This window comes from Nocardia brasiliensis NBRC 14402, from assembly GCF_000308475.2.
Classification (GTDB): domain Bacteria; phylum Actinomycetota; class Actinomycetes; order Mycobacteriales; family Mycobacteriaceae; genus Nocardia; species Nocardia brasiliensis.
Map to the genome: position 1 here is coordinate 17,682 of NZ_BAFT02000052.1, position 24,915 is coordinate 42,596.

The 24,915-nt window shown below is 69.4% G+C and carries 24 protein-coding genes; 17 read left to right on the forward strand and 7 right to left on the reverse strand.

What is annotated here, in order from left to right; translation table 11 throughout:
- Positions 1-26 precede the first annotated feature (26 nt).
- The 11 genes from TY25_RS15845 to TY25_RS15905 all read left to right on the forward strand — a co-directional run bounded on the left by TY25_RS15845 (position 27) and on the right by TY25_RS15905 (position 14,147).
- On the forward strand, positions 27-1,445 hold the full coding sequence (locus tag TY25_RS15845; RefSeq protein ID WP_042256975.1) for an MFS transporter: 1,419 nt from the start codon (positions 27-29) through the stop codon (positions 1,443-1,445).
- Positions 1,446-1,616: 171 nt separating this feature from the next.
- Positions 1,617-2,876 (forward strand): GlnX family signal transduction membrane protein, encoded by a 1,260-nt coding sequence (locus TY25_RS15850; RefSeq protein ID WP_226887298.1) that lies wholly within the window; start codon positions 1,617-1,619, stop codon positions 2,874-2,876.
- Entirely contained in the window at positions 2,873-3,847 is a 975-nt protein-coding gene (locus TY25_RS15855; RefSeq protein WP_042256979.1) for a glutamate ABC transporter substrate-binding protein, read from the forward strand. The genes TY25_RS15850 and TY25_RS15855 overlap by 4 nt, the downstream gene beginning before the upstream one ends.
- Positions 3,844-5,025: a hypothetical protein gene (locus tag TY25_RS15860; protein ID WP_042256981.1), complete on the forward strand. Its 1,182-nt coding sequence runs from the start codon at positions 3,844-3,846 to the stop codon at positions 5,023-5,025. Before TY25_RS15855 ends, TY25_RS15860 begins: the two co-directional genes overlap by 4 nt.
- Entirely contained in the window at positions 5,022-7,406 is a 2,385-nt protein-coding gene (locus TY25_RS15870; RefSeq protein ID WP_193125446.1) for a serine/threonine-protein kinase, read from the forward strand. Before TY25_RS15860 ends, TY25_RS15870 begins: the two co-directional genes overlap by 4 nt.
- Positions 7,403-8,494: a protein phosphatase 2C domain-containing protein gene (locus TY25_RS15875; protein ID WP_042256988.1), complete on the forward strand. Its 1,092-nt coding sequence runs from the start codon at positions 7,403-7,405 to the stop codon at positions 8,492-8,494. The genes TY25_RS15870 and TY25_RS15875 overlap by 4 nt, the downstream gene beginning before the upstream one ends.
- Positions 8,491-9,777 carry a vWA domain-containing protein gene (locus TY25_RS15880; RefSeq protein WP_042256990.1) on the forward strand — a complete coding sequence of 429 codons (1,287 nt, stop codon included), beginning with the start codon at positions 8,491-8,493 and terminating at the stop codon, positions 9,775-9,777. The genes TY25_RS15875 and TY25_RS15880 overlap by 4 nt, the downstream gene beginning before the upstream one ends.
- The gene (locus TY25_RS15885) at positions 9,778-10,413 is read left to right on the forward strand and encodes a double zinc ribbon and FHA domain-containing protein (RefSeq protein WP_042256991.1); all 636 of its coding nucleotides are present in this window, start codon (positions 9,778-9,780) and stop codon (positions 10,411-10,413) included. It begins immediately after the preceding gene.
- An 82-nt stretch (positions 10,414-10,495) separates the two neighbouring features.
- Complete coding sequence (locus TY25_RS15890) at positions 10,496-12,394, forward strand: CocE/NonD family hydrolase (RefSeq protein ID WP_052383002.1); 1,899 nt, start codon at positions 10,496-10,498, stop codon at positions 12,392-12,394.
- A 353-nt stretch (positions 12,395-12,747) separates the two neighbouring features.
- The gene (locus TY25_RS41690) at positions 12,748-13,614 is read left to right on the forward strand and encodes a GNAT family N-acetyltransferase (RefSeq protein WP_218568576.1); all 867 of its coding nucleotides are present in this window, start codon (positions 12,748-12,750) and stop codon (positions 13,612-13,614) included.
- Positions 13,615-13,619: 5 nt separating this feature from the next.
- Entirely contained in the window at positions 13,620-14,147 is a 528-nt protein-coding gene (locus tag TY25_RS15905; RefSeq protein WP_042257014.1) for an AAA family ATPase, read from the forward strand.
- A gap of 175 nt (positions 14,148-14,322) precedes the next feature.
- Here TY25_RS15905 and TY25_RS15910 read toward each other — a convergent pair whose 3' ends face one another.
- A complete protein-coding gene (locus TY25_RS15910; protein WP_042256992.1) occupies positions 14,323-15,807 on the reverse strand; it encodes an FAD-dependent oxidoreductase in 1,485 nt (494 codons plus the stop codon).
- A gap of 129 nt (positions 15,808-15,936) precedes the next feature.
- On the opposite strand from TY25_RS15910, the gene TY25_RS15915 reads away from it, so the two are divergent.
- A complete protein-coding gene (locus TY25_RS15915) occupies positions 15,937-17,028 on the forward strand; it encodes a DmpA family aminopeptidase (protein ID WP_042256993.1) in 1,092 nt (363 codons plus the stop codon).
- 273 nt (positions 17,029-17,301) lie between these two features.
- On the opposite strand, the gene TY25_RS15920 is transcribed toward TY25_RS15915, so the two are convergent.
- From TY25_RS15920 to TY25_RS15935, 4 genes are all read right to left on the reverse strand, one after another.
- Positions 17,302-17,496, reverse strand: a complete 195-nt coding sequence (locus TY25_RS15920; protein WP_042256994.1) for a hypothetical protein — start codon at positions 17,494-17,496, stop codon at positions 17,302-17,304.
- Between the two features lie 19 nt (positions 17,497-17,515).
- Positions 17,516-17,974, reverse strand: coding sequence for a hypothetical protein (locus TY25_RS15925; RefSeq protein WP_042256995.1), 459 nt, complete (start codon positions 17,972-17,974; stop codon positions 17,516-17,518).
- A 71-nt stretch (positions 17,975-18,045) separates the two neighbouring features.
- Entirely contained in the window at positions 18,046-18,387 is a 342-nt protein-coding gene (locus TY25_RS15930; protein WP_029896260.1) for a hypothetical protein, read from the reverse strand.
- Positions 18,388-18,453: 66 nt separating this feature from the next.
- Positions 18,454-19,428, reverse strand: coding sequence for a glycosyltransferase family 9 protein (locus TY25_RS15935; protein ID WP_042256996.1), 975 nt, complete (start codon positions 19,426-19,428; stop codon positions 18,454-18,456).
- A gap of 218 nt (positions 19,429-19,646) precedes the next feature.
- Between TY25_RS15935 and TY25_RS15940 the strand changes: the two genes are divergently transcribed.
- Positions 19,647-20,228 carry a DUF6328 family protein gene (locus tag TY25_RS15940; protein WP_042256997.1) on the forward strand — a complete coding sequence of 194 codons (582 nt, stop codon included), beginning with the start codon at positions 19,647-19,649 and terminating at the stop codon, positions 20,226-20,228.
- A 149-nt stretch (positions 20,229-20,377) separates the two neighbouring features.
- Here TY25_RS15940 and TY25_RS15945 read toward each other — a convergent pair whose 3' ends face one another.
- Both TY25_RS15945 and TY25_RS42690 read right to left on the reverse strand, forming a co-directional pair.
- A complete protein-coding gene (locus tag TY25_RS15945; protein ID WP_042257016.1) occupies positions 20,378-21,601 on the reverse strand; it encodes a glycosyltransferase in 1,224 nt (407 codons plus the stop codon).
- Between the two features lie 151 nt (positions 21,602-21,752).
- Positions 21,753-21,905 (reverse strand): hypothetical protein, encoded by a 153-nt coding sequence (locus TY25_RS42690; RefSeq protein WP_156055102.1) that lies wholly within the window; start codon positions 21,903-21,905, stop codon positions 21,753-21,755.
- Between the two features lie 277 nt (positions 21,906-22,182).
- On the opposite strand from TY25_RS42690, the gene TY25_RS15950 reads away from it, so the two are divergent.
- The 4 genes from TY25_RS15950 (at position 22,183) to TY25_RS15965 (ending at position 24,786) form a co-directional block, all read left to right on the forward strand.
- Positions 22,183-22,596, forward strand: a complete 414-nt coding sequence (locus TY25_RS15950; RefSeq protein ID WP_042256998.1) for an STAS domain-containing protein — start codon at positions 22,183-22,185, stop codon at positions 22,594-22,596.
- A gap of 98 nt (positions 22,597-22,694) precedes the next feature.
- On the forward strand, positions 22,695-23,369 hold the full coding sequence (locus TY25_RS15955) for a PAS and ANTAR domain-containing protein (RefSeq protein WP_042257000.1): 675 nt from the start codon (positions 22,695-22,697) through the stop codon (positions 23,367-23,369).
- Positions 23,370-23,660: 291 nt separating this feature from the next.
- Positions 23,661-24,011 carry an anti-sigma factor gene (locus tag TY25_RS15960; RefSeq protein WP_081868908.1) on the forward strand — a complete coding sequence of 117 codons (351 nt, stop codon included), beginning with the start codon at positions 23,661-23,663 and terminating at the stop codon, positions 24,009-24,011.
- The gene (locus TY25_RS15965; protein ID WP_042257001.1) at positions 24,001-24,786 is read left to right on the forward strand and encodes a SigB/SigF/SigG family RNA polymerase sigma factor; all 786 of its coding nucleotides are present in this window, start codon (positions 24,001-24,003) and stop codon (positions 24,784-24,786) included. The genes TY25_RS15960 and TY25_RS15965 overlap by 11 nt, the downstream gene beginning before the upstream one ends.
- The last annotated feature ends 129 nt before the right edge of the window (positions 24,787-24,915 follow it).

Sequence of the window (24,915 nt, forward strand, 5' to 3'; positions counted from 1 at the left end):
CGCCAGGATGCGGTAAGTATGCTGGCATGTCGATCAGCGCCGCTGTCGCGCCGAATACGCCGGGTACCCTGCAACGCTGCGTTGTGCTGGGGGTGTGCTGCACCGCCGTGGTGATGGCCAACGTCGACACCACCGCGGTCAACGTCGCGCTACCCGCGATCGGCCGCGACCTCGAAGGTTCGCTGGCCGGGGCGCAATGGGTGGTCGCCGCCTATACCTTGACCCTGGCCTGCCTGCTCACCTTCGCGGGTTCGCTGGCCGACCGGATCGGCCGCCGGACCGTCTTCCAGATCGGGCTCGCGGTGTTCGCCATCGGTTCGCTGGCGTGCAGCCTCGCGCCGTCGATCGGCTGGCTGATCGCTTTCCGCGTGCTGCAGGCGGTGGGCGGTTCGATGCTCAATCCGGTGGCGATGGCGATTCTCACCACCGTCTTCACCGATCCGGACCGGCGGGTGCGGGCCATCGGCGTCTGGAGCGGCTCGATCGGGATCGGCATGGCGGCCGGGCCGGTGATCGGCGGGTTCCTGGTCGATTCGATCGGCTGGGCAGCGGTGTTCTGGATCAACGTGCCGATCGCGGTGACCGCGCTGGCGCTGACCTTCCTGGTGGTACCGCAGTCGCGGTCGGACCGGCCGCGGTCGCTGGATCCGCGCGGGCAGCTGCTGATCGTGGGCCTGATCGGACTGTTGGTGTTCGCGATCATCGAAGGGCCGCATCGTGGTTGGGCCGCGCCGGTCACGCTCGGCTGTTTCGCCGGTGCGGCGGTGTGCCTGGCCGCGCTGGCGCGCTATGCCCCGCAGCACGAGGAGGCGCTGATCGATCTGCGGGTCTTCCGGTCGCCGCCGTTCACCGGTGCGGTGGTGATCGCGATCCTGGCGTTCGGCGCGATGGGCGGCTTCCTGTTCCTGAACACCTACTATCTCCAGGAGATTCGGCACGATTCACCGCTGGCGGCGGGTCTCGCGCTGGTGCCGATGGCCGCCGCGATGTTCGTGTTCGGGCCGATGTCGGGCCGGATCGTCGCGCATCGCGGCGCACGCAGCGCCTTGAGTGCGGGTGCCCTGACCGCGATTCTCGCGTCGGTGGTCTTGGCGCTGACCTTCGACGCGAGCGATAAACCGTTGCTGCTCATCGGCTATGCCCTGTTCGGCGCCGGGATCGGCCTGATCTACACGCCGATCACCGCCACGGCCGTGGCCGGGTTGCCCGCCGCGCAGGCCGGGGTCGCGGCCAGCGTGGCCACCACCTCGCGACAGATCGGTCAGTCACTCGGTGTCGCGGTGATCGGCTCACTCATCGCGAGCCACCCGGGCGCACTGACCTCGGCGACCGCGTTCCAGCCACCCGCCCGGCTGGGCTGGCTCACCATCACCGGGATGTGCGTCGCGGCACTGGTCGTAGCACGAATCAGCACCGCTCCCAAGGTGATTCGCCCACCCAGCTGAGCACGGCGGCCCGCGTCGTCGCGGCCGAGCAGTGCGATCGCCGCCGGACAAGCCCCGACTTGCCTGGTCAGCGGCGTTTGTCCAGGACCTGGGCAATCGGTCGGCGCACCGAATCCTCCTCCCGTACTATCGCGATCGAAGACACCGGCCGGGGAGATGAAGGAGGACGGTGTGGGACCTCGCATCCGCAACGGGACCCTGTGGTTGCGACGCTTCGCCGGCACGACGCCGGGGGTGATCGTGGGCGTCGTCGTCGTGTCCGTCGTGCTGTGCCTGCTCGCCGGGTTCACCGCGATGAACCAGATGAGCGGCAAGAACGCCCGCCAGCAGAGCGCGCTGGACCGTACCGAGCCGCTCGCCTTCGCCGCCCAGCGGCTGTATGTCGCGCTCTCGGCCGCCGACGCGACGGCGGCGACCGCGTTCCTGTCCGGCGGGATCGAGGCGCCCGCGGTGCGTCAGCAGTATCAGCAGTCACTCGCCGACGCCGCGGCCGCGCTGGCGGACGCGACCGTCGGGGCATCCGACGAGCAAACGCGGCAGATCGTGGCCAGGATCGTGGCCGACCTGCCCGCCTACACCGGTCTCGTCGAGGCCGCCCGGTCGAACAATCGGCAGGGCTTCCCGGTCGGCTCGTCCTACCTCAGCGAGGCCTCGGGCCTGATGCAGGATTCGCTGCTGCCCAACGCCGAACGGCTCACCACCGCGCGGTTCGCCGCGGTGCGCACGGACGAGCGAGCGATCGGTGCGCGGCCGGTGCTCAGCATCGTGCTGGTGCTGCTGGTGTTGCTCGCTTTCGCGGTGGCCTCCTGGATCCTGTTGCAGCGCACCAACCGCCGGGCCAACCTCGGCGTCGTGCTGGCGGCGGGCGCGACCGCGCTGGCACTGCTGTGGCTGATCGTCGCGCCCGGTGTGGCGTCGAAAGCCTTGGACACCAGTGCATCCGGTGCGAGCAGCCGGTTCGAAACGCTGGCCAAGGCGCGGATCGCGGCGCAGCAGGCACGCACCGAAGAGACGCTGCAACTGATCACGCGCGGCGATATCGCGGCCGGCGAGGATCGCTACACCCAGCATTCGATCGAGCTGCGCGAGCGCCTCGCGACCGTCGTCGCCCCCGATTCCGTTGCATCCCAAGAACTCGCGAACTGGCTGTCCGGACACCGCGCCCAGGTCGCCGCCTACCAGGCCGCCGATTATCGAACGGCGGTGAGCCAGGCGATCGGCACCGGGTCGCAGTCCTCCGCCACCCGGTTCGCCGCGCTGGATCGCGCGATGAACGACAACCTCGCCCAGGAGCGCCGCGCTTTGCGGGACGACTTGTCCACCGCGGGCGCGGCGTTGACGTTGAGCCCGTTCGGCACGCTGGCCCTGCTGGTGTTCGCGGCCGCCGCGGTGGTGGTCGGCCTGTGGCCGCGGCTGAAGGAGTTCCTGTGAAATCACGCTTGATCCTGGCCGCGTTACTGGTCGGCGCCACGGCCCTGGTGTCCGGCTGCGGCTCCGGCGATCTGCCCGCGCCGAGCACCTTGGACGCGGTGAATCCGCAGCCGGCGGGCGCAGGGGAGATCGCGGCGCCGCCACAGGCCGAAGGCGACAACAGTTGCGACTCGGAGGCGACGTTGCGACCGAACGCGGTGCCGCCGAGACCCGGTGCGATGCCGCCGGGTTCGCCGATGGCGGCGATCGTCGCGAACGGCAGGCTGCGGGTCGGCGTCGACCAGAACACCTACCTGTTCGGGTTCCGGGATCCGGGCACCGGGCAGCTGCAGGGTTTCGACATCGATATCGCGCGCGAGATCGCCAAGGACATACTGGGTGATCCCAACAAGATCGAGCTGCGCTCGGTGACCGCCGCCGAGCGTATTTCCGCGCTGCACGACAAGAAGGTCGACCTGATCGTGCGTACCTTCTCCGCAACGTGTGAGCGGCGCCGGGAAGTAGACTTCTCCGCCGTCTATTACCGCTCGGCCCAACGCATCCTGGCACCGCGCGAGTCCGGCATCAGCACGGGCGCCGACCTCGCGGGCAAACGCGTCTGTGTCGCGCGCGGTACCACCGCGGCGGCCCCGCTGTTCGCGATGGCCAAGCGCCCCACCGTCATCGGCGTCACCAATTGGACCGACTGCCTGGTCGCGCTGCAGCAGGGACATGTGGACGCGGTCAGCGGCGACGATCCGATCCTGTTCGGGCTGGTCGCGCAGGACCGTAATCTGCAGGTGGTCGGCGAGCCGATCGGCACGGGCGCGTATGCGGTCGGTGCGCCCAAGGGCAGCGATGAGCTGGTCCGGTTCGTCAACGGCGTGCTGGAGCGGATGCGCACCGACGGCACCTGGCAGCGGATCTACACCGACAAACTGTCCGTGCTCGGTCCCTCGCCGGGGCAGCCGGTCGCCCGGTACGTGGGATGAGCCGGACCATGCAGCTGCTCGGCCTGGTCGAGATCGACCTCGAATTGACCCGTCGGACAACCGAACTCGACGCGATCACGAACACGATGCTGGAACTCGACAAGCATCCCGGGCTGACCCTGGTGCGCCGGTATCCGCCGTCCGGGGTCACCGCGGCCCGCTGGCTGCCGGTGCGGGACGCGCTGGCGCTGATGTGGGAGGACCTCGGGCGGATGCGCGCGATCCTGGATTCCGCGCGCACCGTGCGCGGCACCCGCGCCAAACTGGACGACGGTCGGCGCGCCGAACTCACCGAGCTGCTGCGTGGGCGGCCGTATGAGGTGTCGCGGACCCCGATCCCGCTCGCCGAGCGTTCGCTGACCGGTCCGAGCGAACACGTGCTGTTCGTCGGCCTCGCGGATACGGTGGACCGGATGCGGGCGACCTTTCCGTCGATCGCCGAATTCCTCGACGCGGTCGACCAGGTGAACACCCGGGTGATGTCGGGTCTGGCCCCGCTGCAGGAGACCTTGGACAACGCCGGGCCGGCGGCGACACCCGAATTGCGCGCGATCGGCGACGGCATCGCCGAATTGCTGAGCCGTTCGGCCACCGATCCGCTCGCGCTGACCACCGCCGAGATCGATGCCCGCGTCGCCGAACTCGGCGGTGCGCTGCGGCGGCAGGCAGCAATCCTCGCCGAAATCGCGGCGCTGGCGGCGAATCGGCCCGCCGCTGTGGCCGCCCTGCGCACCAGGTTGGCCGAACTCGTGGCGACCGTGGCCCGCGCCGCGCAGGCCAAGGCGGAGGTCGAGCGCACCATACGATCGGGTCCGCTGCCGCGGCTCGCCGACGAATCCGCCCGGCTGCGTAGCGAACTCGACGCCGTCGCGGCCGAATCCGGTGCGGCGGCGCTGGCGGCGCTGCGCGATCGAATCGACAGTGCGCTCGCGGCGGCCGTCGCCGCGGAGAACCTGGCCCAGGGCCTGCTCGACCGCCGGGCCGAACTACGCGGCAGGTTGGCGGCCTATCACGCCAAAGCGGCGCGGCTGGGCGTCAGCGAAGGCCGGGATCTGCTCGCCGCGCACGAGACCGCGGCGGCGTTGCTGTCGGGCAAACCCTGCGATCTCGCGGCCGTCACCCGCGCGGTCGCCGACTACCAGCAACTCGTCGCGGCGAAATCGGGGAGGCGATCATGAGTACCCAGAGCTGTACCGAACCCGGTTGCACCGGCACGATCGAGGACGGCTACTGCACGGTCTGCGGCACCGCCCCGGCGGAGGCGACGACGATCCGCTCGACCGCCCAGCCGAACGAGGCCGCCACGGCCGAAGCTACCACGGCGGCCGCCACGCCCGAGCACTGCACCGAACCCGGTTGCGCCGGAACGGTTATCGACGGGTACTGCGAGGTGTGCGGCACCGCGCCGGCCCCGCCGACGGCCGCGCTCGCGTCCACCCCGAGCACCCGCGGCAGTTCGCGCTCGGTGCGCACCGGCCGGTCCTCGTCCCGCTCGAGCCGCCGCGGCAGGCTGGGCGCGGGCATGGTCGACGTGCCGCGGGTACCGCGCATCGATCCGGCGACCGCCATCCTGGCCGACCCGGAAGTGGCCGAGAACAAACGATTCTGCGGCAAATGCGAGAAGCCGGTGGGGCGCGGCCGCGACGGCAAACCCGGCCGGACCGAGGGGTTCTGCCCGAACTGCGGTACTCGATTCTCGTTCACCCCCAAGCTGTTCAAGGGCGATCTGGTCGCCGGCCAGTACGAGGTGGCCGGGTGCCTGGCGCACGGTGGGCTCGGCTGGATCTATCTCGCGACCGACCGCAACGTCAGCGACCGCTGGGTGGTGCTGAAGGGTCTGCTCAACTCGGGCGACAGCGATGCCATGCTGGCCGCGGTGGCCGAAAAGCGTTTCCTCGCCGAGGTCGAGCACCCGAGCATCGTCAAGATCCACAACTTCGTCGAGCACGCGGGCGCGGACGGGGTGCCGGTCGGCTACATCGTGATGGAGTACGTCGGCGGCACGTCGCTGAAACAGATCCTGCGCGCTCGCCGCGAGACCGACAGCGGTTATCTGCCGCCCGCGCAAGCGATCGCCTACATCCTGGAGATGCTGCCCGCTCTGGGATACCTGCATTCCCTGGGCCTGGCCTACTGTGATTTCAAGCCGGACAACGTGATGCAGACCGACGAGCAGCTCAAGCTCATCGATCTCGGCGCCGTGATCGCGATGGACGACGAGGACAGCCCGATCTACGGCACCACGGGCTACCGGGCGCCCGAGATCGCCGGCACCGGCCCGACAATCGCCACCGACGTGTACACCGTCGGCCGCACCCTCGCCGTGCTGCTGATGCACGTGCCCCAGCACAACGGTCATTTCGGTGCGCTGCCCGGCCCGGAGACCGAACCACTGCTCGCCACCTACGATTCGCTGCACCGGTTCCTGCTGCGGGCCACCGACGAGGCGCCGGACGCGCGGTTCGCCTCGATGGAGGAGATGGCCGACCAGTTGACCGGCGTGCTGCGCGAGGTCCTGTCGCTCGACGACGGGGTACCGCGGCCGGGCATGTCGACCTATTTCGGGCCCCCGCGCGGTGTGTTCGGCGTCGGCGCGGCGGTGGACGCGGCGAAAATCATTGCCGCCCTGCCCGTTCCGCTCGTCGATCCGACGGACAGCGCGGCCGCCCTGCTCGCGACGACCGGCGGCACCACGCCGGCCGAGCTGGAGCGCGCGTTCGAGGTGGGGCTGCGCTCGGTGGTCACCGGACGCGGTGAGTCGACCGAGATTCCGTTGCGGCTGATCCGGGCCGCGCTGGAGGTGGGCGACAGCGCCGAGGCCGACCGGCGGCTGACGGCGGCGGCCGCGACGCTGTGGGGCGACTGGCGGCTGGCCTGGTATCGCGGCCAATCCCGTTTACTCGCAGGCGATCTGGCGGAGGCGGCGATCGAGTTCGAGGCGGTCTACGCCGGGCTGCCGGGTGAGGCGGCGCCGAAACTCGCGCTGGCCGCCGTCGCGGAGCTGTCCGGTACCGCCGCCGCGACCACCGACTTCGCCGCCGCGCAGCACAAGCGCAGGGCCGCACAGCATTACGAGACGGTCTGGCGCACCGATCGCGGCTACCTCAGTGCGGTGTTCGGCTTGGCTCGGCTGCGCACCGCGGTCGGTGACCGCGACGGTGCGGTGGCGGCGCTGGATCAGGTCGACGCGGGCTCGGTGCTGTTCACCGAGGCCGGGATCGCCGCGGTGCGCACGGTGCTGCACGATCGAGCGCCGGCCGAACTCACCGAGCCGATCCTGCGCGATGCCGGGGAGCGGATCACCCGCCTGCGACTGGACTCCAGGCGCCGTTCGGCCGAGATCCGGCTGCAGGTGCTGGCCGCCGCACTCGACTGGCTCCAGGCCGGCGGCGTGCCGTCCGAGCACGGGCGGCTGCTCGGCGTGCCGCTCGATCAAGACGGTGTGCGGACCGGATTGGAGCGTTGCTATCGGGACCTTGCCCATGAAACCGACGACATGTGGGAGCGATTCGCATTGGTAGAGCAGGCGAACACCATCCGCCCGAGGACCACGCTATGACCGACCCGGATCCGGAGGCCACGCTGCCGACCCCGGTGGTGTCCGCCGTAGCGCCGGCCGCCCCCGAATCGCGTTGCCCGGGTTGCGCGTCCGCGGTGCACGCGGGGGATCGCTTCTGCGAGAACTGCGGTCACGAGCTGGGCGGCAAGCAGGTCGTGCTGCCGAACAACGAGCCGGGCCCGCCCGGGGACTGCGAGAACTGCGGCGGCACCCGCTACGATCCCGACGGATACTGCACCGGCTGCGGGCAATTGCGCGGGGCGCCGGATCGCTTCGCCGCCGATCTCGGCGCCGTCGCGGTGGTCACCGATCGCGGAATCGCGCACGCGCGCAACGAGGATGCGGTGGCCGCCGCGGTGCTCGACGACTCCGCCGCGGTGGTGATCGCGGTCGCGGACGGGGTATCGACTTCTGAGGATCCCCAGGTGGCGTCGGGCACCGCGGCCAGGACCGGTGTCGACGCCTGCCGGACGGCACTGCTGGCCGGACGATCCGCGCGCGAGGCGGTGATGGCCGGGCTCGAGGCCGCGGCCACCGCAGTGCGCGGTATCGCGATCACCGACGGGCACGCGCCGTCGTGCACCTACGTGTCGGCGGTGGTGCAGGCCGACGCCGACGGTGTGCTGCTCACGGTCGCCAATGTCGGTGACAGCCGGGCCTATTGGCTGCACGCGGACGCACCCGAGGACCCCGCGAACCCGGCCTCGCAGCGGCTGACTGTCGACGACTCGTGGGCGCAGGCCCTGGTCGACGCGGGCGCGATGGATGAGCAGGCCGCCATGAACGATCCGCGTGCGCACACCCTGATCCGCTGGCTCGGTGCGGACGGACCGGTGAAACCGTGGTCGGACAACTGCGTTCGCACGCTGCGCACCACCGGACCCGGTGTGCTGCTGCTGTGCAGCGACGGCCTGTGGAACTACCTGTCGGACGCGACCGCGCTGGCCGAGCTCGCCACCGCACACCCGCCGGCGGTCGCCGCCCGGGAGCTCGTCGAGTTCGCGCTGCGCTGCGGCGGCAGCGACAACATCACCGTCGCCCTCGTTCCCATTCCGTGGTCCGGTGAGTCAGGAGCAGAAGTACAGTGAGTTCTCTTGCCGGAAACGGTGTTTCGGTTGCCGTCGATCAGAACGAATATCTGGCCGACGGGGTCGGCACGGTCGATGCCGTGGTCACTGTGGAAACCGCGGCCGACCTGGTGGTCGCCGCGCCGCCGCAGGAGCGGCTCGAGGTGATCATCGTCGACTGCTCGGGGTCGATGGCCACCGGGCACAAATTCCCGGGCGCCCGCCAGGCCACCCTGGCCGCGCTGGACGCGATGGCCGACGGGACCAGGTTCGCCATCATCGAGGGCACACATATCGCCCGGTTGGCCTTTCCCACCGACGTGCCGTCGCTGGCGGCCAACCGCGAATCCCGGGCCGCCGCGCGCCGCAAACTCGACAAGCTGAAGGCGGGCGGCGGCACCGCGATGGGCACCTGGCTCGGCCTCACCAGGCAGCTGGCCAAGAAGCATCCGGGCGCGATGGTGCACGCGATCCTGCTCACCGACGGCAAGAACGAGCACGAGGAACCCGCCGCGCTCGCGGCGGAGATCGCCCAATCCGAAGGCGTGTTCACCTGTGACTGCCGTGGCGTCGGCACCGATTGGCGGGTGGACGAATTGCGCGCCATCGCTTCGGCGCTGCACGGCACCGTCGACATCGTCGCCGACCCGGCCGAGCTGGCCGCGGACTTCACCGCGATGATGCGGGGCTCGATGGCCAAGGCGATCCCGGAACTGACCCTGCGGGTGTGGACTCCGGCCGGGGCGAAGGTGCGGTTCGTCAAGCAGGTGGCGCCGGCCATCGAGGATCTCACCGCCTGCCGGGTCGACACCGCCGCGCAGGTGGGGGAGTACCCGCTCGGTGCGTGGGGTGCCGAGGATCGCGACTACCACGTGCAGGTGCAGGTGGAACCCGGTGCGCCGGGCCGGGAGAAGCTCGCCGCCCGGGTCAGCGTGGTCAGCGGCGGCGAGGTGCTCGGGCAGGGGCTGGTGAAAGCTGTCTGGACCACCGACACCGAACTGTCCGCCCGGATCAGCAGGCGCGTCGCGCATTACACCGGGCAGGCCGAACTGGCCCAGGCGGTGCAGGAAGGCCTGGCGGCGCGCAAGAGCGGTGACACCGAGACCGCGACGGCCAAATTGCGGCGGGCGGTCGAACTCGCCGCGGAATCGGGGAACGAGGGCACGGCGAAACTGCTGCGCGGCGTGGTCGAGGTCGACGAGCAGAACGGGACGGTCCGGTTGCGGGCCGGCGTCGCGGCCGCGGAAGAGATGGCGCTGGACGCACGATCGACCAAGACGGCCCGGGTGCGGAAGGAGGGGTAGATGACCGTCACCTGCCCGGACGGGCACGAATCGACCGCGACGGACTACTGCGACAGCTGTGGTGCGCCGATCGGATCGGTTGCGGCCGTGGTCGAACCGAGCGCGCTGTGCCCCGCGTGCGGCGCGCCCGCCGACGGCCGCTTCTGTGAGCAGTGCGGACACGATTCGGCCTTGCCCGCGCCGCCCGTCGCGGCGCAGGAGACCACGGAGACGGTGATCCCGCCCGCGGTTGTCTGGGTCGCCACCGTCACCGCCGATCGGGAGTTCTACGATCGGGTGATCGCTCGCAAGGGGCCCGACGCCGACCAGGTCGGGTTCCCGGCGTTCTATCCCGAACGTCGAATCGTGCTGCACGGCAACGACATTCTGATCGGCAAGCGAAGCGCCTCGCAGGGGCTCAGCCCGGACATCGACCTCGGCATCGCCCCCGCCGACGTCGGTGTCTCGCGCGCGCACGCCACCCTGCACCTCGATGCCGACGGGCTCACCGTCACCGATCTCGGTTCCACCAACGGCACCAGCGTCAACGGCAGTGACGACCGCATCCCCGCGCGGGTGCCGGTGCGTTTGCGCAGCGGGGATCGGATCCACCTCGGGGGTTGGACCACCATCGTGTTGAGCGCCGAACCCGCCTGAGCCCCTACTGAACCGTCGCGTCTGGGACAGTAGTGCCGATTTCGTGGACGGCGGTGTTCGTTTACGCCTATCGTCGTGCACTATGACGGCCCAGCCACTCAGCACCGCGGCGACGACGGTACCGCCGCACCACCGATTCGAGATCGGCCCGGTGCGCTACCCGAAACTGTTCGGCGCCAACACGGTTCCCATCCCGATGTCCGACGGCGCCGTCCTCACCGCCGATATCCTGCGACCCGGCGACGGCGCCGGGCCCGCCCGGGAGCCGTTGCCCGCGATCATCAACTTCACCGCGTACAACAAGATGCTCAACCGCCGAGGTATGCGCTGGCACAACACCTTACGGACGCTCAGCGCCCGGCTCGGCGGCTCGGACCGGCAGCGGTTCACGGCGCGCGACGTGCTGTACACGCCCGCGGGCGGCATTCTCGAACCGTTCGTGATCAACCGCACCGCGGTGTTGCGCGGCTATGTCGGGTTGATGATCGACGTGCGGGGGACCGGTACGTCGACCGGCAGTTGGGACTTCTTCCAGCCGCGGGAACAACAGGACTATCTGGAGGCCGTCGCGTGGGTCCGCGAACAGCCTTGGTGCAACGGTGAATTCGTGGTCACCGGCATCTCCTACGGGGCGATCTCGGCGCTGATCACCGCGGGGTTGCAGCCGGAGGGCTTGCGCGCGGTGTTCGCGATCGAAGCCGGCGAAGACCAGGTGCGTGAGCTGGGACTGACCGGCGGAGTGCCGACCCCGGGCATGCTGCTGTGGATCCTGGCCGTGAACGGCTTCAAATGGTTGCCGTCGGTGTCGGGGCTGCGGAAGGCGGGAATCACCAAGCAGTTCCTGCGCGACCGGTTCGCCGAGCCGGCCAGCTGGGTGCGCCACGCCGTCGAGATCGGACTCACCGAGAACCATCCCGACAGCTTCCTCAATCCGATGTGGGCGACCAAACTGGCGCGCTTCGAAGACATCACGGTGCCGACCTGGATCCACGGCGGCTGGCACGACGTCTACAACCGCTCCAACTTCCGGATGTTCGACCGAATGCCGTTGTCCGGCGGGGCGAAACAGGTGCTGGTCGATGATTCGTACCATCTGACCGCAGGATCTGGGTTCGGCGCTCCGGACAGCCCGCAGCCGATCGACGAGTTGCAGTGCGCGTGGTTCGACCGCTGGGTCAAGGACATCGACAACGGTATCGACCGGTACGGGCCGGTGACCGTGCGCCGGCAGGGCGACGGGAAATGGCTGCAGCACAAGCAATTCCCCGACCCAGCCGCGATCGTGCGCAAGCTCTACCTCGACCCCGCGGCCAGCGGCACCGCACCCCACGCGGGAGCCGACGCCGCGCTCACCGCCGAGCCGTCCGAGATCGAATCGCGGCTCCCGCTGCCCAGCGGCCCAACGCGCATGGCGTCCAACAACACCGGCGTGATGAGCATGGGCGTCACCCTGCTGTTCGGCCGGCGGTTCGGCACCGACGACCGGCACGCCGAGGCGGGTGCAGTCACCTTCACCAGCGCGCCGTTCCCTGCCGACACCGTGCTCTCCGGCACCATGAACCTGCACCTCAACGCGGAAGCCGAAGGCGCCGACGCTTTCTGGTCCGTCACCGTCTGCGACGTAGAACCCGACGGCGCCTCGGTGCCCCTCACCCGCGGCGCCCTGCTGTCCACCCACCGCGCGATCGACACCGCCGCAAGCGATTACGTCGACGGCGAACTCCTCTTCCCCCTGCACACCCTCACCGCTGACGCAGTCCTCCCCATCGAACCCGGCACCCCGTTCACCATCGACATCGAAATCAACCCCACCGAAGCCCTGATCCGCGCCGGCCACCGACTACGCGTAGCCGTGAGCCGCACCAGCTTCCCCCGCCACTTCCTCGCCCCCTGGCGCCGACGCCACATCACCGGCCAAACCATCGTCCTCGACCCCGAGAGCCCGAGCTACCTCACGTTTCTGGCCCGTGCCGCAGAGTAGGGGAGTGCGCGGGCGGTCGATTGCCGATGCTCGGGTTCCGGCGGCCCCGCACTGGCGGACCAGCTCCGGTGGGTCAGCTCTGGCGGCCCAGAGCAGATGCAGAGGCGAGTCAGACGATTTCGAGGTCGTAGGTGGCTTCAACCCAGAAGCCGCCACTGCGCAGGACAGAATGCCACAGTAGAGCCGTCCCGAGCACCCGGCCAGCCCCCGAATTCCGGTGGTGCGAGTCGTCCGCGGGGCGCTGTGATCGGGCGTGCGGGTGGTGGTTGGGCACGCTGCACTGCCGTCGGTGGGACTCGTCCTTCGGGCGAAATGGGTTGGACGGGCGGGCGGCGATCGGCACAGGATGGCCGGTGCGGATTTTTCTGGAAACGCCGCGGCTGGTGCTGCGCTGGTTCGACGCGAACGATGCCGACCACCTGGTGCGCTTGGACAGCGATCCGGCGGTGATGCGGTACCTGACCGGGGAGCCGACGCCGCGCGCCGAAATCGAGGACGAGGTGCTGCCCCGGATTCTGCGTGCCTACGCGAGGAGTCCGCTGGGTCGTTTCGCGGTGCTGGAGCGGTCGACGATATCGCCCTCCGCCATGGCCGACAGCGGTGCGATCGACGCCAGTGCGTGGTCGGCCCGCGAGTCACTGGATTCGGCCAGCCGAGTGGGGGCTGCCGCGTGTTCGTCGGGCACGGTATTGCCGAATCGGGCTGGCGGAGCAGGTTCGGAGGCAAGTTCGTCGGGGACCGTATCGCCGAATCCGGACGGCCGTGCTGGTGCGGTGGCGGGTTCGTCCCGCACCACTTCGCCGGACTCGGAGGGCGGAACGCGTGCGGTGGCGACTTCGGTCCACGCGGAACAAGTGGGTGCGTTTGTGGGCTGGGTGGCGTTGCAGCCGCCGGCTGACGGCGGGTGCCGGGAGGTCGAACTCGGCTATCGGTTCTTGGCGTCGGTGTGGGGGCGGGGGTATGCGACCGAAGTGGGGCGGGCACTGGTGCACAAGGGGTTCAGTGAGTTCGGGGTGCGGCGGGTGTGGGCGCAGACCATGGCTGTCAATCTCGGTTCGCGTCGGGTGCTGGAGAAGGTGGGGCTCCGCTATGTCCGGACGTTTCACCTCGACTTCGAGGATCCGCTGCCCGGCACCGAGCAGGGGGAGGTCGAGTACGAGGTGGGCCGGGACGAGTGGCTAGCGGGGGCGGAAAATCGATTGCCCGGACTGGAAGCATGATCGGTATGACAGCATCGGCCTATCTCATCACCGGTATCCAGGCGGCGGGCAAATCGACTGTGGCGCAGGCGCTTGCGGCGCGGCTGCCGCGCTCGGCGCACGTTCGCGGCGACACCTACCGGCGGTTCGTCGTCGGCGGGCGGGCCGAGATGAGCAGGGAGCCAACGGCTGAAGCGATGGACCAGTTGCGGTTGCGGCACCGCCTCGCCGTTCAGACGGCGGACACCTATGCCGCGGCGGGTTTCACCGCGATCGTGCAGGACACGGTGCTCGGGGAGTTGCTGCCCTACACGATCGAGCAGTTCCGGACCCGCCCGCTGTATGTGGTGGTGCTGGCTCCGCGACCGGCGGCGGTCGCTGCCCGGGAGGCCGGCCGCGGCAAGGTCGCGTACGGCTCGTTCACGGTCGAGGATCTGGACACCGTGCTGCGGGACGAGACGCCGCGCCTCGGATTGTGGCTGGACACTTCGGATCTCACCGTCGAGCAGACGGTCGAGGAGATCCTCGCCCGCGCGGAGCCACTGTGCCGATGACTCCGCGCGGACTCCCCGCCGCTCAATGGTGGTGCGCCGCCCGGTTGTTCGGTAACCGGCGCCGGTCGAGGACCACGACAACAACGCTAGCCAACGGACACTGAACAGATCCGGGCAGCGCGGCTTTCCAGCAGGATCTTGCTATGCGCCGCGGCTCGGCGACTGGCAAGCGCTGCTACAGCGGGCCGAGCGATTCGGTGGCGGGCCCCTCCAGCAGGGTGCCGTCGGCGGCGAAGCGAGAGCCGTGCAGCGGGCAATCCCAGGAGCGTTCGGCATCGTTCCAGCGGACGATGCCGTAGAGGTGCGGACACACCGCGGACACACTCGTCGTGACGCCGTCGACCGTGCTGGTCGCAGTCGGGCGCAGGCCGTGCCGCCGCACCACCCCACAGCCTTCGACAGGCACGGTATGTGCGCCGTGTGCGGCGGCCCGTAACCATCCGGCGGTGAGCCGTTGCGCCACAGCGCCGTTCGCGGAGGCCGCCGACGGCAGCGACTTCAGTTCGCCGGGTCGCCAGCTGCCCAGCGCGCCCGCCCAGCTCGGTGACTTTCCGATGATCCGACATGCCAGCGCCATGGCGGCGGCGACACCGTTGGTGAGCCCCCATTTCGCGTATCCGGTGCCGACCAAGATGCTGTCCTGCCCAGGCAGCAGCGGTCCGACATACGGAAGCTCGCCGACCGGCGCGTAGTCCTGGGCCGACCATTCCTGTACGAGTTCCGCGGTGGGGAACCATTGTCGCGTCCAGGTGGTCAAGTCGCCGAGGTGCCGCCGCTCCGAACGGGTGCGTCCGACGGGATGCCCGTTGCCGCCGACCAGCAGCAGTTCCCCGTCGGGTGTCGGGGCGTAGCGCAGCGAACGGGTGGGTTGTCCGGCACTGAGGTACATTTCGCGCGGCATCTCTTCGCCGATCCGATACGCGGCCAGGTACGAACGTTGCGCGGTGAGCCGCGCGAAGAAGCCGCCGCGATCGAGTATCGGTGTGCCCGTGGCCAAGACGACGGTGCCCGCGCCGAGATCACCGTGCTCGGTCTCGACCGTCAGATCCCCGTCCGGACCGCGCCGCACATCGTGCACCAGGGTCGACTCGTAGATCGGCGCCGCGTGCGCTTCGACGTCCACGGCGAGCGCGGCGAGCACCGCCATCGGATCCGCCTGCGCCTGATCGGCCAGGCGCACCGCGCCGAACGCGGGGAAGGGCAGGTCGAGCTGCGGGACCAGCTCGGTCGGTAGCCCGGCCTGCCGCGTCACCTCGTATTCCGCACGGACCAGGTCGATTTCGGACTCGCGCTGCGCATAGGTGAGCGCGTCGGCCTGCTGCACCGGCACGGCGTGTTCGGCGCAGAACCGCAACAACCATTGCTGGCCTTCGCGATTCGCCGCGACGTAGTCGCGCAAGGTGCCGGCGGTGTGTTGCCGCCGGATCCGCTGGGCTCGGATGCCTTGCAGCAGGCTGATCTTCCCGGTGGTGGCGCCGGTCGTCCCGCCGCCGATCCGTTCGGCTTCGACCACGGCCACCTGGACGCCGTTCTCGGCGAGCAGCAACGCGGTCGCCAAACCGGTGAGTCCCGCACCGATCACGACGGTGTCGAAGCGCGAGCCCGGCGTCAGCCGCAGCCGCGCCGGCACCTCGGCGTCGTTCAACCATAGTGACCTCATGCTTCCGGCATAGCCGGTCCGGAGCTGCGCAAACGCGGCCGATCGATGTCCGGGGTGCGGGTCCGCGAGCCGAAGGATGTTCGCCGAAATTGCCGCGCGGCAGTCGAGTTTGTTCCCTAGGCTCGTCCTATGACTCTGCGCGCGCGAGCACACGGCCTCGAATTCACCGGCGTCCCGGGGCAGTTCAACGCGATCACCGACGTGCCCGGTGTCGAGGTCGGCTACACCACACTGATCCGCGGCGACGATGTGCGTACCGGCGTCACCGCGATCCTGCCGCGCGGCCGCGACGGTGTGTTCCGGCCGTGCGCCGCGGGCTGGTATTCGTTGAACGGCAACGGCGAAATGACCGGCACCACCTTCCTCAGCGAGACCGGGGCACTGTCGCTGCCCGTGCTGGTCACCAACACCCATGCCGTCGGCACCTGCCACCGCGGCATCATCGACTGGCTGGTCGGCGCGTTCCCGGACTCGCCGGACGATTGGGCGCTGCCGGTGGTCGCCGAGACGTGGGACGGCTACCTGAACGACATCAACCGCGCGCACATCACCACGGCGGACGCCGTTTCCGCCATCGAAGCCGCGGCGGGCGGGCCGGTCGCCGAGGGCAGCGTCGGCGGCGGCACCGGCATGGTCTGCTACGGCTTCAAGGGCGGTAACGGAACCGCTTCGCGCCGTGTGGGTTACGGCGCGGACACGTACACGGTGGGCGCTTTCGTGCAGGCGAACTTCGGGGCGCGCCGGGAACTCGTGATCCGCGGCGTCCCGGTCGGCACGCAACTACTGGCCGACAACCCGCTCGGAACCTGGACCGCGCCTGCGGGTTCCGGCTCGGTCATCGTGGTGCTCGCGACCGACGCGCCCCTGCTGCCGGGCCAACTGACCGCGATGGCCCGCAGGGTGCCGATGGGGTTGGCGCGCACGGGCACCACGGGCTCACACTTCTCCGGCGATATCTTCCTGGCGTTCTCCACCGCCAACGAGGGCGCGCTGACCAGTAACTTCCCCGACGGCGAAACCCCTTACGAAAACCTGAGATTCATTCCATGGGGCCAGCTGAATCCGTTCTATGAAGCCGCAGTGGAAGTGGTCGAGGAGGCAGTGCTCAACACCCTCTTCGCGGGTCGAACCATGGTGGGCCGCAACGGGCATCGCGTACCCGCCATGCCGACGAATGCCGTGCTGCGACTGCTGGGCCGCGGTGGGGAACCGGAGGTATAGCGGTCGGTGCTGGGCCGCTTTGGGCCCAGCGCGGCGGTGTTGCCACGCGGCCAGGTCACTCCGGGCCGCACCAATATCGCGTACCCGAATGTCGCCGGACGAGCTGCTGGATCGCAGCGGCGTAGCGGAGGGTATAGCGAGCGACCGGCGCCCGGCCGCCTTGTCGCCGGTGGCCGAGTCAGGGCCGGCGCAGAGCTGCCGCGTCGCCCAGCGCTCGGCGGTGGTGCGGCCCGGTGCTCGGCGGCGTGTGGCTCAGCCGGACTGCTTCGTCGCCTAGCGTCCGGCCGCGGTGCCCTGCATCAGCTCCGCTTCGGTGGCCTCGTGGACGGCGAGCCAGCGCACGAACTCTTCGAATGATGCTCGCCGTTCCTGGCCTACCGCGGCGAGCATCTCCTCCAGTAGTTCGCGCATTCGGTTGTGTTGCAGGACAAGGAGTTCTACGACGTTGCGGTGATGGCGGTCGGTCATCGGTCCGGCCTGTTCACGCTCAACCGCCGAAACCGACCAGCGCGGAGGCGAGGTCGGCGGCGTCGAGCACTTCGAGGGCCTGTTTGCGGACGTCGGGGCATTGCTCCGAGGTGATCTTGTCGATGACACTGCGGTCCTTCAGCACGGTGTCGTTGAGGCCGCCGTTACGCGCCGCCCAGTTGTGCACGGTGCCGTTGAACGTCACCCGTGCGACGGCGGCGCCCTCGGCACGCCACTTGTCGATTTCGGGACTCATCATGTCGCACAACTGCTTTCCCGCCGCGGGGCCCACCTCGTCGGGGTCGGGCACCTGCGCGGTGGCGGAGGGCATGGACAGCGTGATCGAGGAGTCGGTGGGCGTCGCGGGGGTCGCCTCCTTGTTGTCGGTGTCCGAGCACGCGGCAGCCAGCGGGGTGGCCGCTAGCGCCGCGGCGATCAGCAGGACGCGCAACCCGGACCGACGGCGATGATGAGTCATGTCGTTCTCCTCAGTGCAGGAACCGCCCGTGGCGGTGTCCCTTGCGCAATACCCGGGTGCGCGACCGGCAATCAGTGCCCGGCGGGGTCGCTGAGCTGCTTGCCTTCCTTCGCCTTGAGTCTGCGGTGCTCGGCAACCACCAGGAGAACACCGATGGCGAAGCACAGCACCGTCGCGATGGCGCCGATGATCGCCCAGCCTTCGAAGCCGTAGCCCGCCGCGGTCAGGGTCAGCCCGAGGCCGACCAGTCCGAGCGCCACCAGCACGATGCCCGGCCAGTTGCGGGTGTCGGCGATGGATTCACCGACGTGGGTGCGTGAGGTCCGAGTGTAGTCCGGGAAGTTCTCTTCGGGACGTCCGTGGTGCTCGGCACCGCTGTGTCCCGTGGTCGATTCGTTCGGTCCGGGAAGCATGGGGGGTCCTTTCTAGTCCACATCACCCAAGGGGGATATTCGGGCGGGTACCCCGGCGTTCGACCCTCAACCGGCGCTACGGAGCAGCAACTCGGTCGCGGAGACGATCGCGGTGTCGGGGATCGCGTCCAGGCAGTGCGTGCCGCACGGTCGGCTGCGGTTGCCGAGCACGACGGTCGGCACACCGTAGGGCGCCCAGCGCCGATCCGGCACCACCGGCGCGAACAGGGAGACGACGGGGGTGTCCACGGCCGCGGCCAACGGCGCCGCACCGGTGTTCGGGGCCACCACGGCATCGGCGTCGCGGAGTACGGCGGCCAGACCGGCCAGGTCGGTGGCGCCGCCGAGATCGCGGGCCAAGCCGTGGGCGACCGTTCCGGTGAGCGTCTGCTCGGCCGGGCTGCCGGTCACCACCACCCGGTGCCCGGCGTCGACGAGCGCCGCGGCGACCTCCCGGCTGCGCGTGGCCGACATCCGGCGAGCCGGCTCAGGCGCACCCGGGTGCAGCACGATATAGCCTGGGCCACCGGTCAATTCGTCGACCTCGGGGAGATCCTGGCGCACCCGCAGCCGATGGTCGCCGGGCGGATAACCTGCCGCAGCCGCCAGCGAAAGGGCCCGGATCTGTTCCGGCAGTGCGTCATCCACACGATGGCGGACATCGAGCAGGGTACCCGCCTGGTCCGGGCTGATGGCGCTGATCCGCGGCACCCCGGCCATCCGCAGGATCAGGGCGAGCGGTAACGGTGATTGCCGCATCGAGGTCGCGATGATGGCTTCGTCGGGTGCCAGCAGCCGCACGCATTCGATGAGCGCGCGCACGCCGGCGTTGGTGAGCGGCGGTGGATCGGCCCCGACCCAGGCGGCTTCGAATTCGAGCACCCGATCCACGCCGGGAAGCAGGGCGGCGGCCGAACTGCCGCGCGGCCCGGCGAGGAAGGTCAAGGTGTCGGCTTTGCGTGCGACGGCTCGGACGGCGGGACCGGCGAGCAGAACATCACCCGCGCTGTCCAACCGGGCCACCAGCACATGGCCGGTCATCGGGTCGGCATCTTCCGGTGCGCGGTTTTCATACCGCCCGTGTGCCCGTGTCCGGTCATCCGAAACGCCCGATCTGCGGCGGTTCGACATTTGTGCTGGTCGAGTGTCCGACTCGGTGATTCGTTTCGTCAGGGCCGGGTAAGCGGTCAGGTGCCGGAGTTGCCGCGGCACCGCGCCGCGGCGGTGGAACAGCGTCGAGCCGGCGAGGGACGAGCGGCATGGTCGAGCGACAGAATGAACCAGCGGTCGAGCACAACCGTGAATTCGATCGGTGCCGAAACGATCGCGAGTGGAATCGGGACGCGCGCGGGGAGACCGAAGTCGAACGGCTCGACCGCAATTGGAGCACCCTCATCCAGGAACTGCGGGTGGTGCAGACCGGTGTGCAGTTCCTGATCTCGGCGCTGTTGATCGTGCCGTTCCAGGCTTCGTTCGCGACGTTGTCCCCACCGTTGCGAGTGCTGTACTTGATCACGCTGACCGCGGCGATCGGGGCCACCGTCTTTCTCGTCGCGCCCATCTCGTGGCATCGCATCCTGTTCCGGCGCCACCGGCTGGGCAACGTGGTCGCGGCGGCGCATCGCTGCGCGATGATCGGGATCGGCCTGCTCGGTGTCTCGCTGACCGGGGCGATGATCCTGGTCGTCGAATTGGTCACCGGGACCACGGGTGGCGTGGTGGCAGGGGTGGTGGTCGCGGTGTTGTTCTTGGGGGCGTGGTTGATCGTGCCGTGGTGGTGGCGCTCGCCGCGCGACAAGCACAACTCGACGGACCACGCGAGCGACGCGGCAGCGCGCTGAGTTCGCCGATCAGGGCCACGCCCGGCGATCGGACTCCGGCTCCGTGGTCGGACCCTCGCCCGGCGATCGGACCCTTGCACAGTCGTCGAGTCCGGCCCACCGATCGGACCCGGCGCCCCGATCGGATCCAGCCCACCGATCGGACCAGCTCAGCGCGCCGAGGAGACGACTTCCGCGGCGTGTGCGGGCGCGGCCCGGTGGTAGGCGGTCAGTGTCTCCAGCGCCACCTGATCCCACGCGTAGCGACCCGCGGCACGTTGATACCCTGCGGCGCCCCAGGTTTCGCGCAGGGTCTTGTCGTCGAGCAGCGGACGCACGGCGCGAGCCACCGCGAGCGGGTCCGGCGGCGCGATCAGCCGGCCGGTCACCCCGTCCACCACGGTGTCGAGCAGGCCGCCGACCGCGGTGGCCACCACCGGTTTCCGGCACGCCATGGCCTCCAGTGCGGTGCGGCCGAACGGCTCGTACGAGGGCGTGCACAGCACCACGTCGGCGGACCGATACCAGCGCGGCAGTTCCGTCCGTGACACCGGACCGATCATCCGAAGACGGTCCTGCACACCGTATTCCATCGCGAGTCGGCGTAGCCGCCTGCCTTCGCCGTCGTCCTCGACATCGTCACCGACCGGCCCGCCCGCGATCACCAGTTCGGTGTCCGGCAGCTCCTGAAGTGCCTTGATCGCCACCTCGAACCCCTTGCGCGGCACCAGTTTTCCGACCGAGAGCAGGCGATGCATCCGGTAGCGCTGCCCACGTTCGGCGCGCCCGCCCTCTGGTGTGAACGCGGCCAGATCCACCCCGCACGGAACGATCGAGATCCGGAACCGGGGCACGCCCATCCTGGTCAGCTCGACCACCTCGTCCGCGGATGTCGCGACGATGTGCGCGGCCCGCCCGGCGATCAGCCGCTCGAAACGGATGCGTGAACGCGGGCTGGTATCGGCCAAGCCCTGATTACGGCGGCGTACGGTGCCGAGGGCGTGGAAGGTCACCACGACGGGAATGCCGTGCGCCCGCGCCGCCAGCTCCGCGGCGAGCCCGGACATCCAGAAGTGCGCGTGCACGATGTCGGGCTTGTCCCGGCCCCAGTGCCGCTGCAGAAAACTGCCGAAATCGCCCAGATGCGGCAGACTTTCGTTCAATGGCAACGCCCGCGGCGGTCCGGCGGGCACGCGGACCAGCCGGTAACCGGCGGCCGTGACCACCTCGGTCGGACTGGTCGGGTCGGTCCGCCGGATATAGACCGAGACCTCGTGCCCGCGCTGGACGTAGGCCGCGGCCAACTCGCCGACATGGACGCTCTGACCGCTCGAATGGGCGCCGCCGGGCTCGCCGAGCGGGGAGGTGTGCTCGGAAACCATGGCAATCTTCACGATGTGCTCCGTTCTCTCCACTGCTGCGCGGCATGCGGCACCGTCGCGCGACCAGAGATCGCGTGACCCAATGCTTTTCGAATATGCGCCTGGAATGCCCGAGTGCGCGGGAACGAAACCACCGGGCCTGCTTGCTGTTACGGCTCGGGTCTCACATGGTTGAGACGACGATGCCGAGCGCGACCACGGATAGCACCGCCACCAGTACCGTCGTCGCGATGATCGCGATGGTTGCGGTTACCGGGGATTGGTGGCGAATCAACGGCGGGCGCGTGGCCGAGCCGGGCGTATTCGTGGCCTTCATGGTAAAAGGCGTACCCGCTGGCCGGTTCGGTAACCCTCGGCCTGATCAGCGGCGTCGGAGGAATTTGTGACAGTGGTAGCCGCGCATGCCACACTGTAGTGAGGTTGAGACGACAGCCGACCCCGGTTCGACGCAGGCGCCCACACCCGCCACACACCGGCCGATGGGATCGTGGCGACAACCGATCGCCCCATTGCGCGACACACGCTCGCCTGAGATTCTCATCGTTCCGGTCAGTGGCGTCGAACTGGAAACCCCCCGTATGGGAGGCTCTCTTATGTCCGCTAGTTCCGCTTTACACGAGTACGCCGAAGGTGTGCATCGAAACGGTTCCGGGCCCGCGCCACGTCACCGCCGGGCTTGGGCACAGCGCGTGGACCGCCGCCACGAATGCATGGTGGTCCGGGTGGAAGGCGAATTGGACGCCACTGTCTGTCCGCAATTCTTCGCCACCGTCGAGCGCGCGGTACGCGCGAATTGCCCGGCGGTGGTGATAGATCTACGCGCGGCGCGATTCCTCAGCATCCGGGCCGCCGCGACGCTCGGCACCACCCGGCAGCGGGCCGCGTGCGACGGCGTGGATCTGCGGCTCGTCGGTGGCAGTCCGGAGGTCGAGCGTTCGCTAGAGGTCTCCGGCGTCAGGCCGTTGTTCAGCCCTTATCCCTCGATGCGCGCCGCGCTGGACGGGTGAGGCGGAGTAGACCGACACGCCGGGTCGACATCGGCGTGGCGCAGCCGGATCTGTTCGCGTGGCGTGCCCATTCGACGGATACTTGCGCTGTGACTGAAATGGGGCCGGTCCAGCCCGAGAACGCTCTCGCGCTGGACCGGGTGATCGGATTAGGGACACCACAGAGTGTCGGTAGTTTTCGTTTCTGGTTCGCCGATCAGCGGTGGGAATGGTCGGGCGAGGTGGCCGCGATGCACGGCTACGCGCCGGGCACTGTCACGCCGACGACCGAACTGCTGCTGACGCACAAGCATCCCGACGATCGCGCCCAGGTGGCCAGCGCGCTGGCCAAGTCCATCGAGGAGGGCGAGCCGTTCTCCAGCCGCCATCGCATTCTCGACACGCTGGGGCGGGTGCACCACGTCATCGTCGTGGCCGATCACCTCTTCGATCACGCGGGCGAGGTCGTGGGCACCTCCGGGTACTACATCGACGTCACCGAGACCCTCGAGGAACATCGGCAGGAGGCGCTCGACGACGCCCTGCCGGAACTGTGGGCCTCGCGCGCGGTGATCGAGCAGGCCAAGGGTGCGGTGATGCTGGTCTACGGCGTCAACGCGGAGCAGGCGTTCCGGGTGCTCAGCTGGCGTTCGCAGGAGACGAACATCAAGCTGCGCACGCTCGCCTCGCGGCTGGTGGCGGATCTGGAGTCGCTCACCAACTCGACCGTGGGACTGCGGACCCAGTTCGACCATCTGCTGCTCACCGCCCACGAACGGATCGAAGCGGGCTGACCCGCCCGCCACGTTTCGGTCCAGCCGCGGAGGGTACGACGGTAGGGAAGAAAAGCGCCGCGGTTTCGGATCTTCAGCCTTCGCGGCGCTGGGTTCGGCCGTGGTGGGCGAGTAGCCGCGGCGGCGGTGGGCAGACGGGCGCCCCGCGAGAACCGGATCCCGACAACCTGGCGGCTCCGGGTCGGCTGCGAGAGCAAGGTGGTGATGGGCATGGGGGAGTGGACTTCCCGATCCTCTACGGAAACAACGACAATCGGCGTCCGAATCCCCGCTCGGCTGGAACAGTTGACGATGTTGCGAGGGCTCGCCGAAACCGTGGCCCTCATCGCCGATTTCGCGCTCGACGAAGTCACCGACATCCGTTTGGCCTTGGACGAGGTGGCCACCTCGCTGATCCTGGACGCGGTGCCGGGCTCGCAGCTCGACTGTGAATTCACCTATGACACCGACCAGATGATCGTGCACGTCGCGTCGGTGGCGACCTCGGAGCAGGTGGTCGGTCAGGCGGGTTTCGGCTGGCATATCGTGCGCACGCTGACTCACTCCATCGCCGCGTCGCAGGCACCGTTCGACGCGGATGTGGCCGGTCATCCCACCGTGGTCGACTTCAGTTGGGTGCGAAGGGCATCCGATGGCGGTTAGCTCAGGAACCCGCGGCGACAGCTACGAGAATATCGAGCCCCTGTTCGAGAAGATCGCCGCGCTGGCCGAGGACGATCCCCGGCGCGAGCCGCTGCGCGCCGAACTCATCGAACGCTGCCTGCCGCTGGCCGAGCACATCGCGCGCAGATTCGCCGGGCGTGGCGAGAATTTCGACGATCTGCTGCAGGTCGCCCGGCTCGGACTGGTGCAGGCGGCGGACCGCTTCGATGTCGAGCGGGGTTCCTCGTTCCTGTCCTTCGCCGTGCCGACCATCATGGGCGAAGTGCGCCGGCATTTCCGGGACAACACCTGGTCGGTGCGAGTTCCCCGGCGTACCAAGGAGATTCAGCTCACGATCGGGGTCACGGTGGAGGCGTTGTCGCAGCGGCTCGGCCGGATGCCGAGGGCCAGGGAGATCGCTGCGGAACTGGAGGTGGACGTGGTCGAGGTCACCCAGGCGCTGATCGCGGGCAACGCCTATCAGTCCGCCTCGATCGACGCGGTGGCCGGCGACGATATCGAGAACGCGCCGCTGCCCCTGCTGGAAAGCCTCGGCGCCGAGGAGCCCTCCTACCATCTGGTGGAGGACTACCTCGCCGTGCGCCCCCTGATCGAGCAGCTGCCCGAGCGTGAGCGTCGCGTACTGATCATGCGGTTCTTCGAATCGAAGACCCAGTCCCAGATCGCCGACGTGCTCGGCGTCTCGCAGATGCACGTCTCACGCATTCTGTCGAAAACTCTGCAGCAGCTCCGCGACGACGCGCTACGGGACTGACGACGCGAATCCCCTTGCCGTCAGAGCGGATTCGGCGGCGTCGGGTCGTGCGGCGGGGACAGCGGCCCACCCGGTTCGGGTACCGGCGGCAGCGGGCGGCCCGGATCGGGCGCCGGGCGGGGTTCGGGC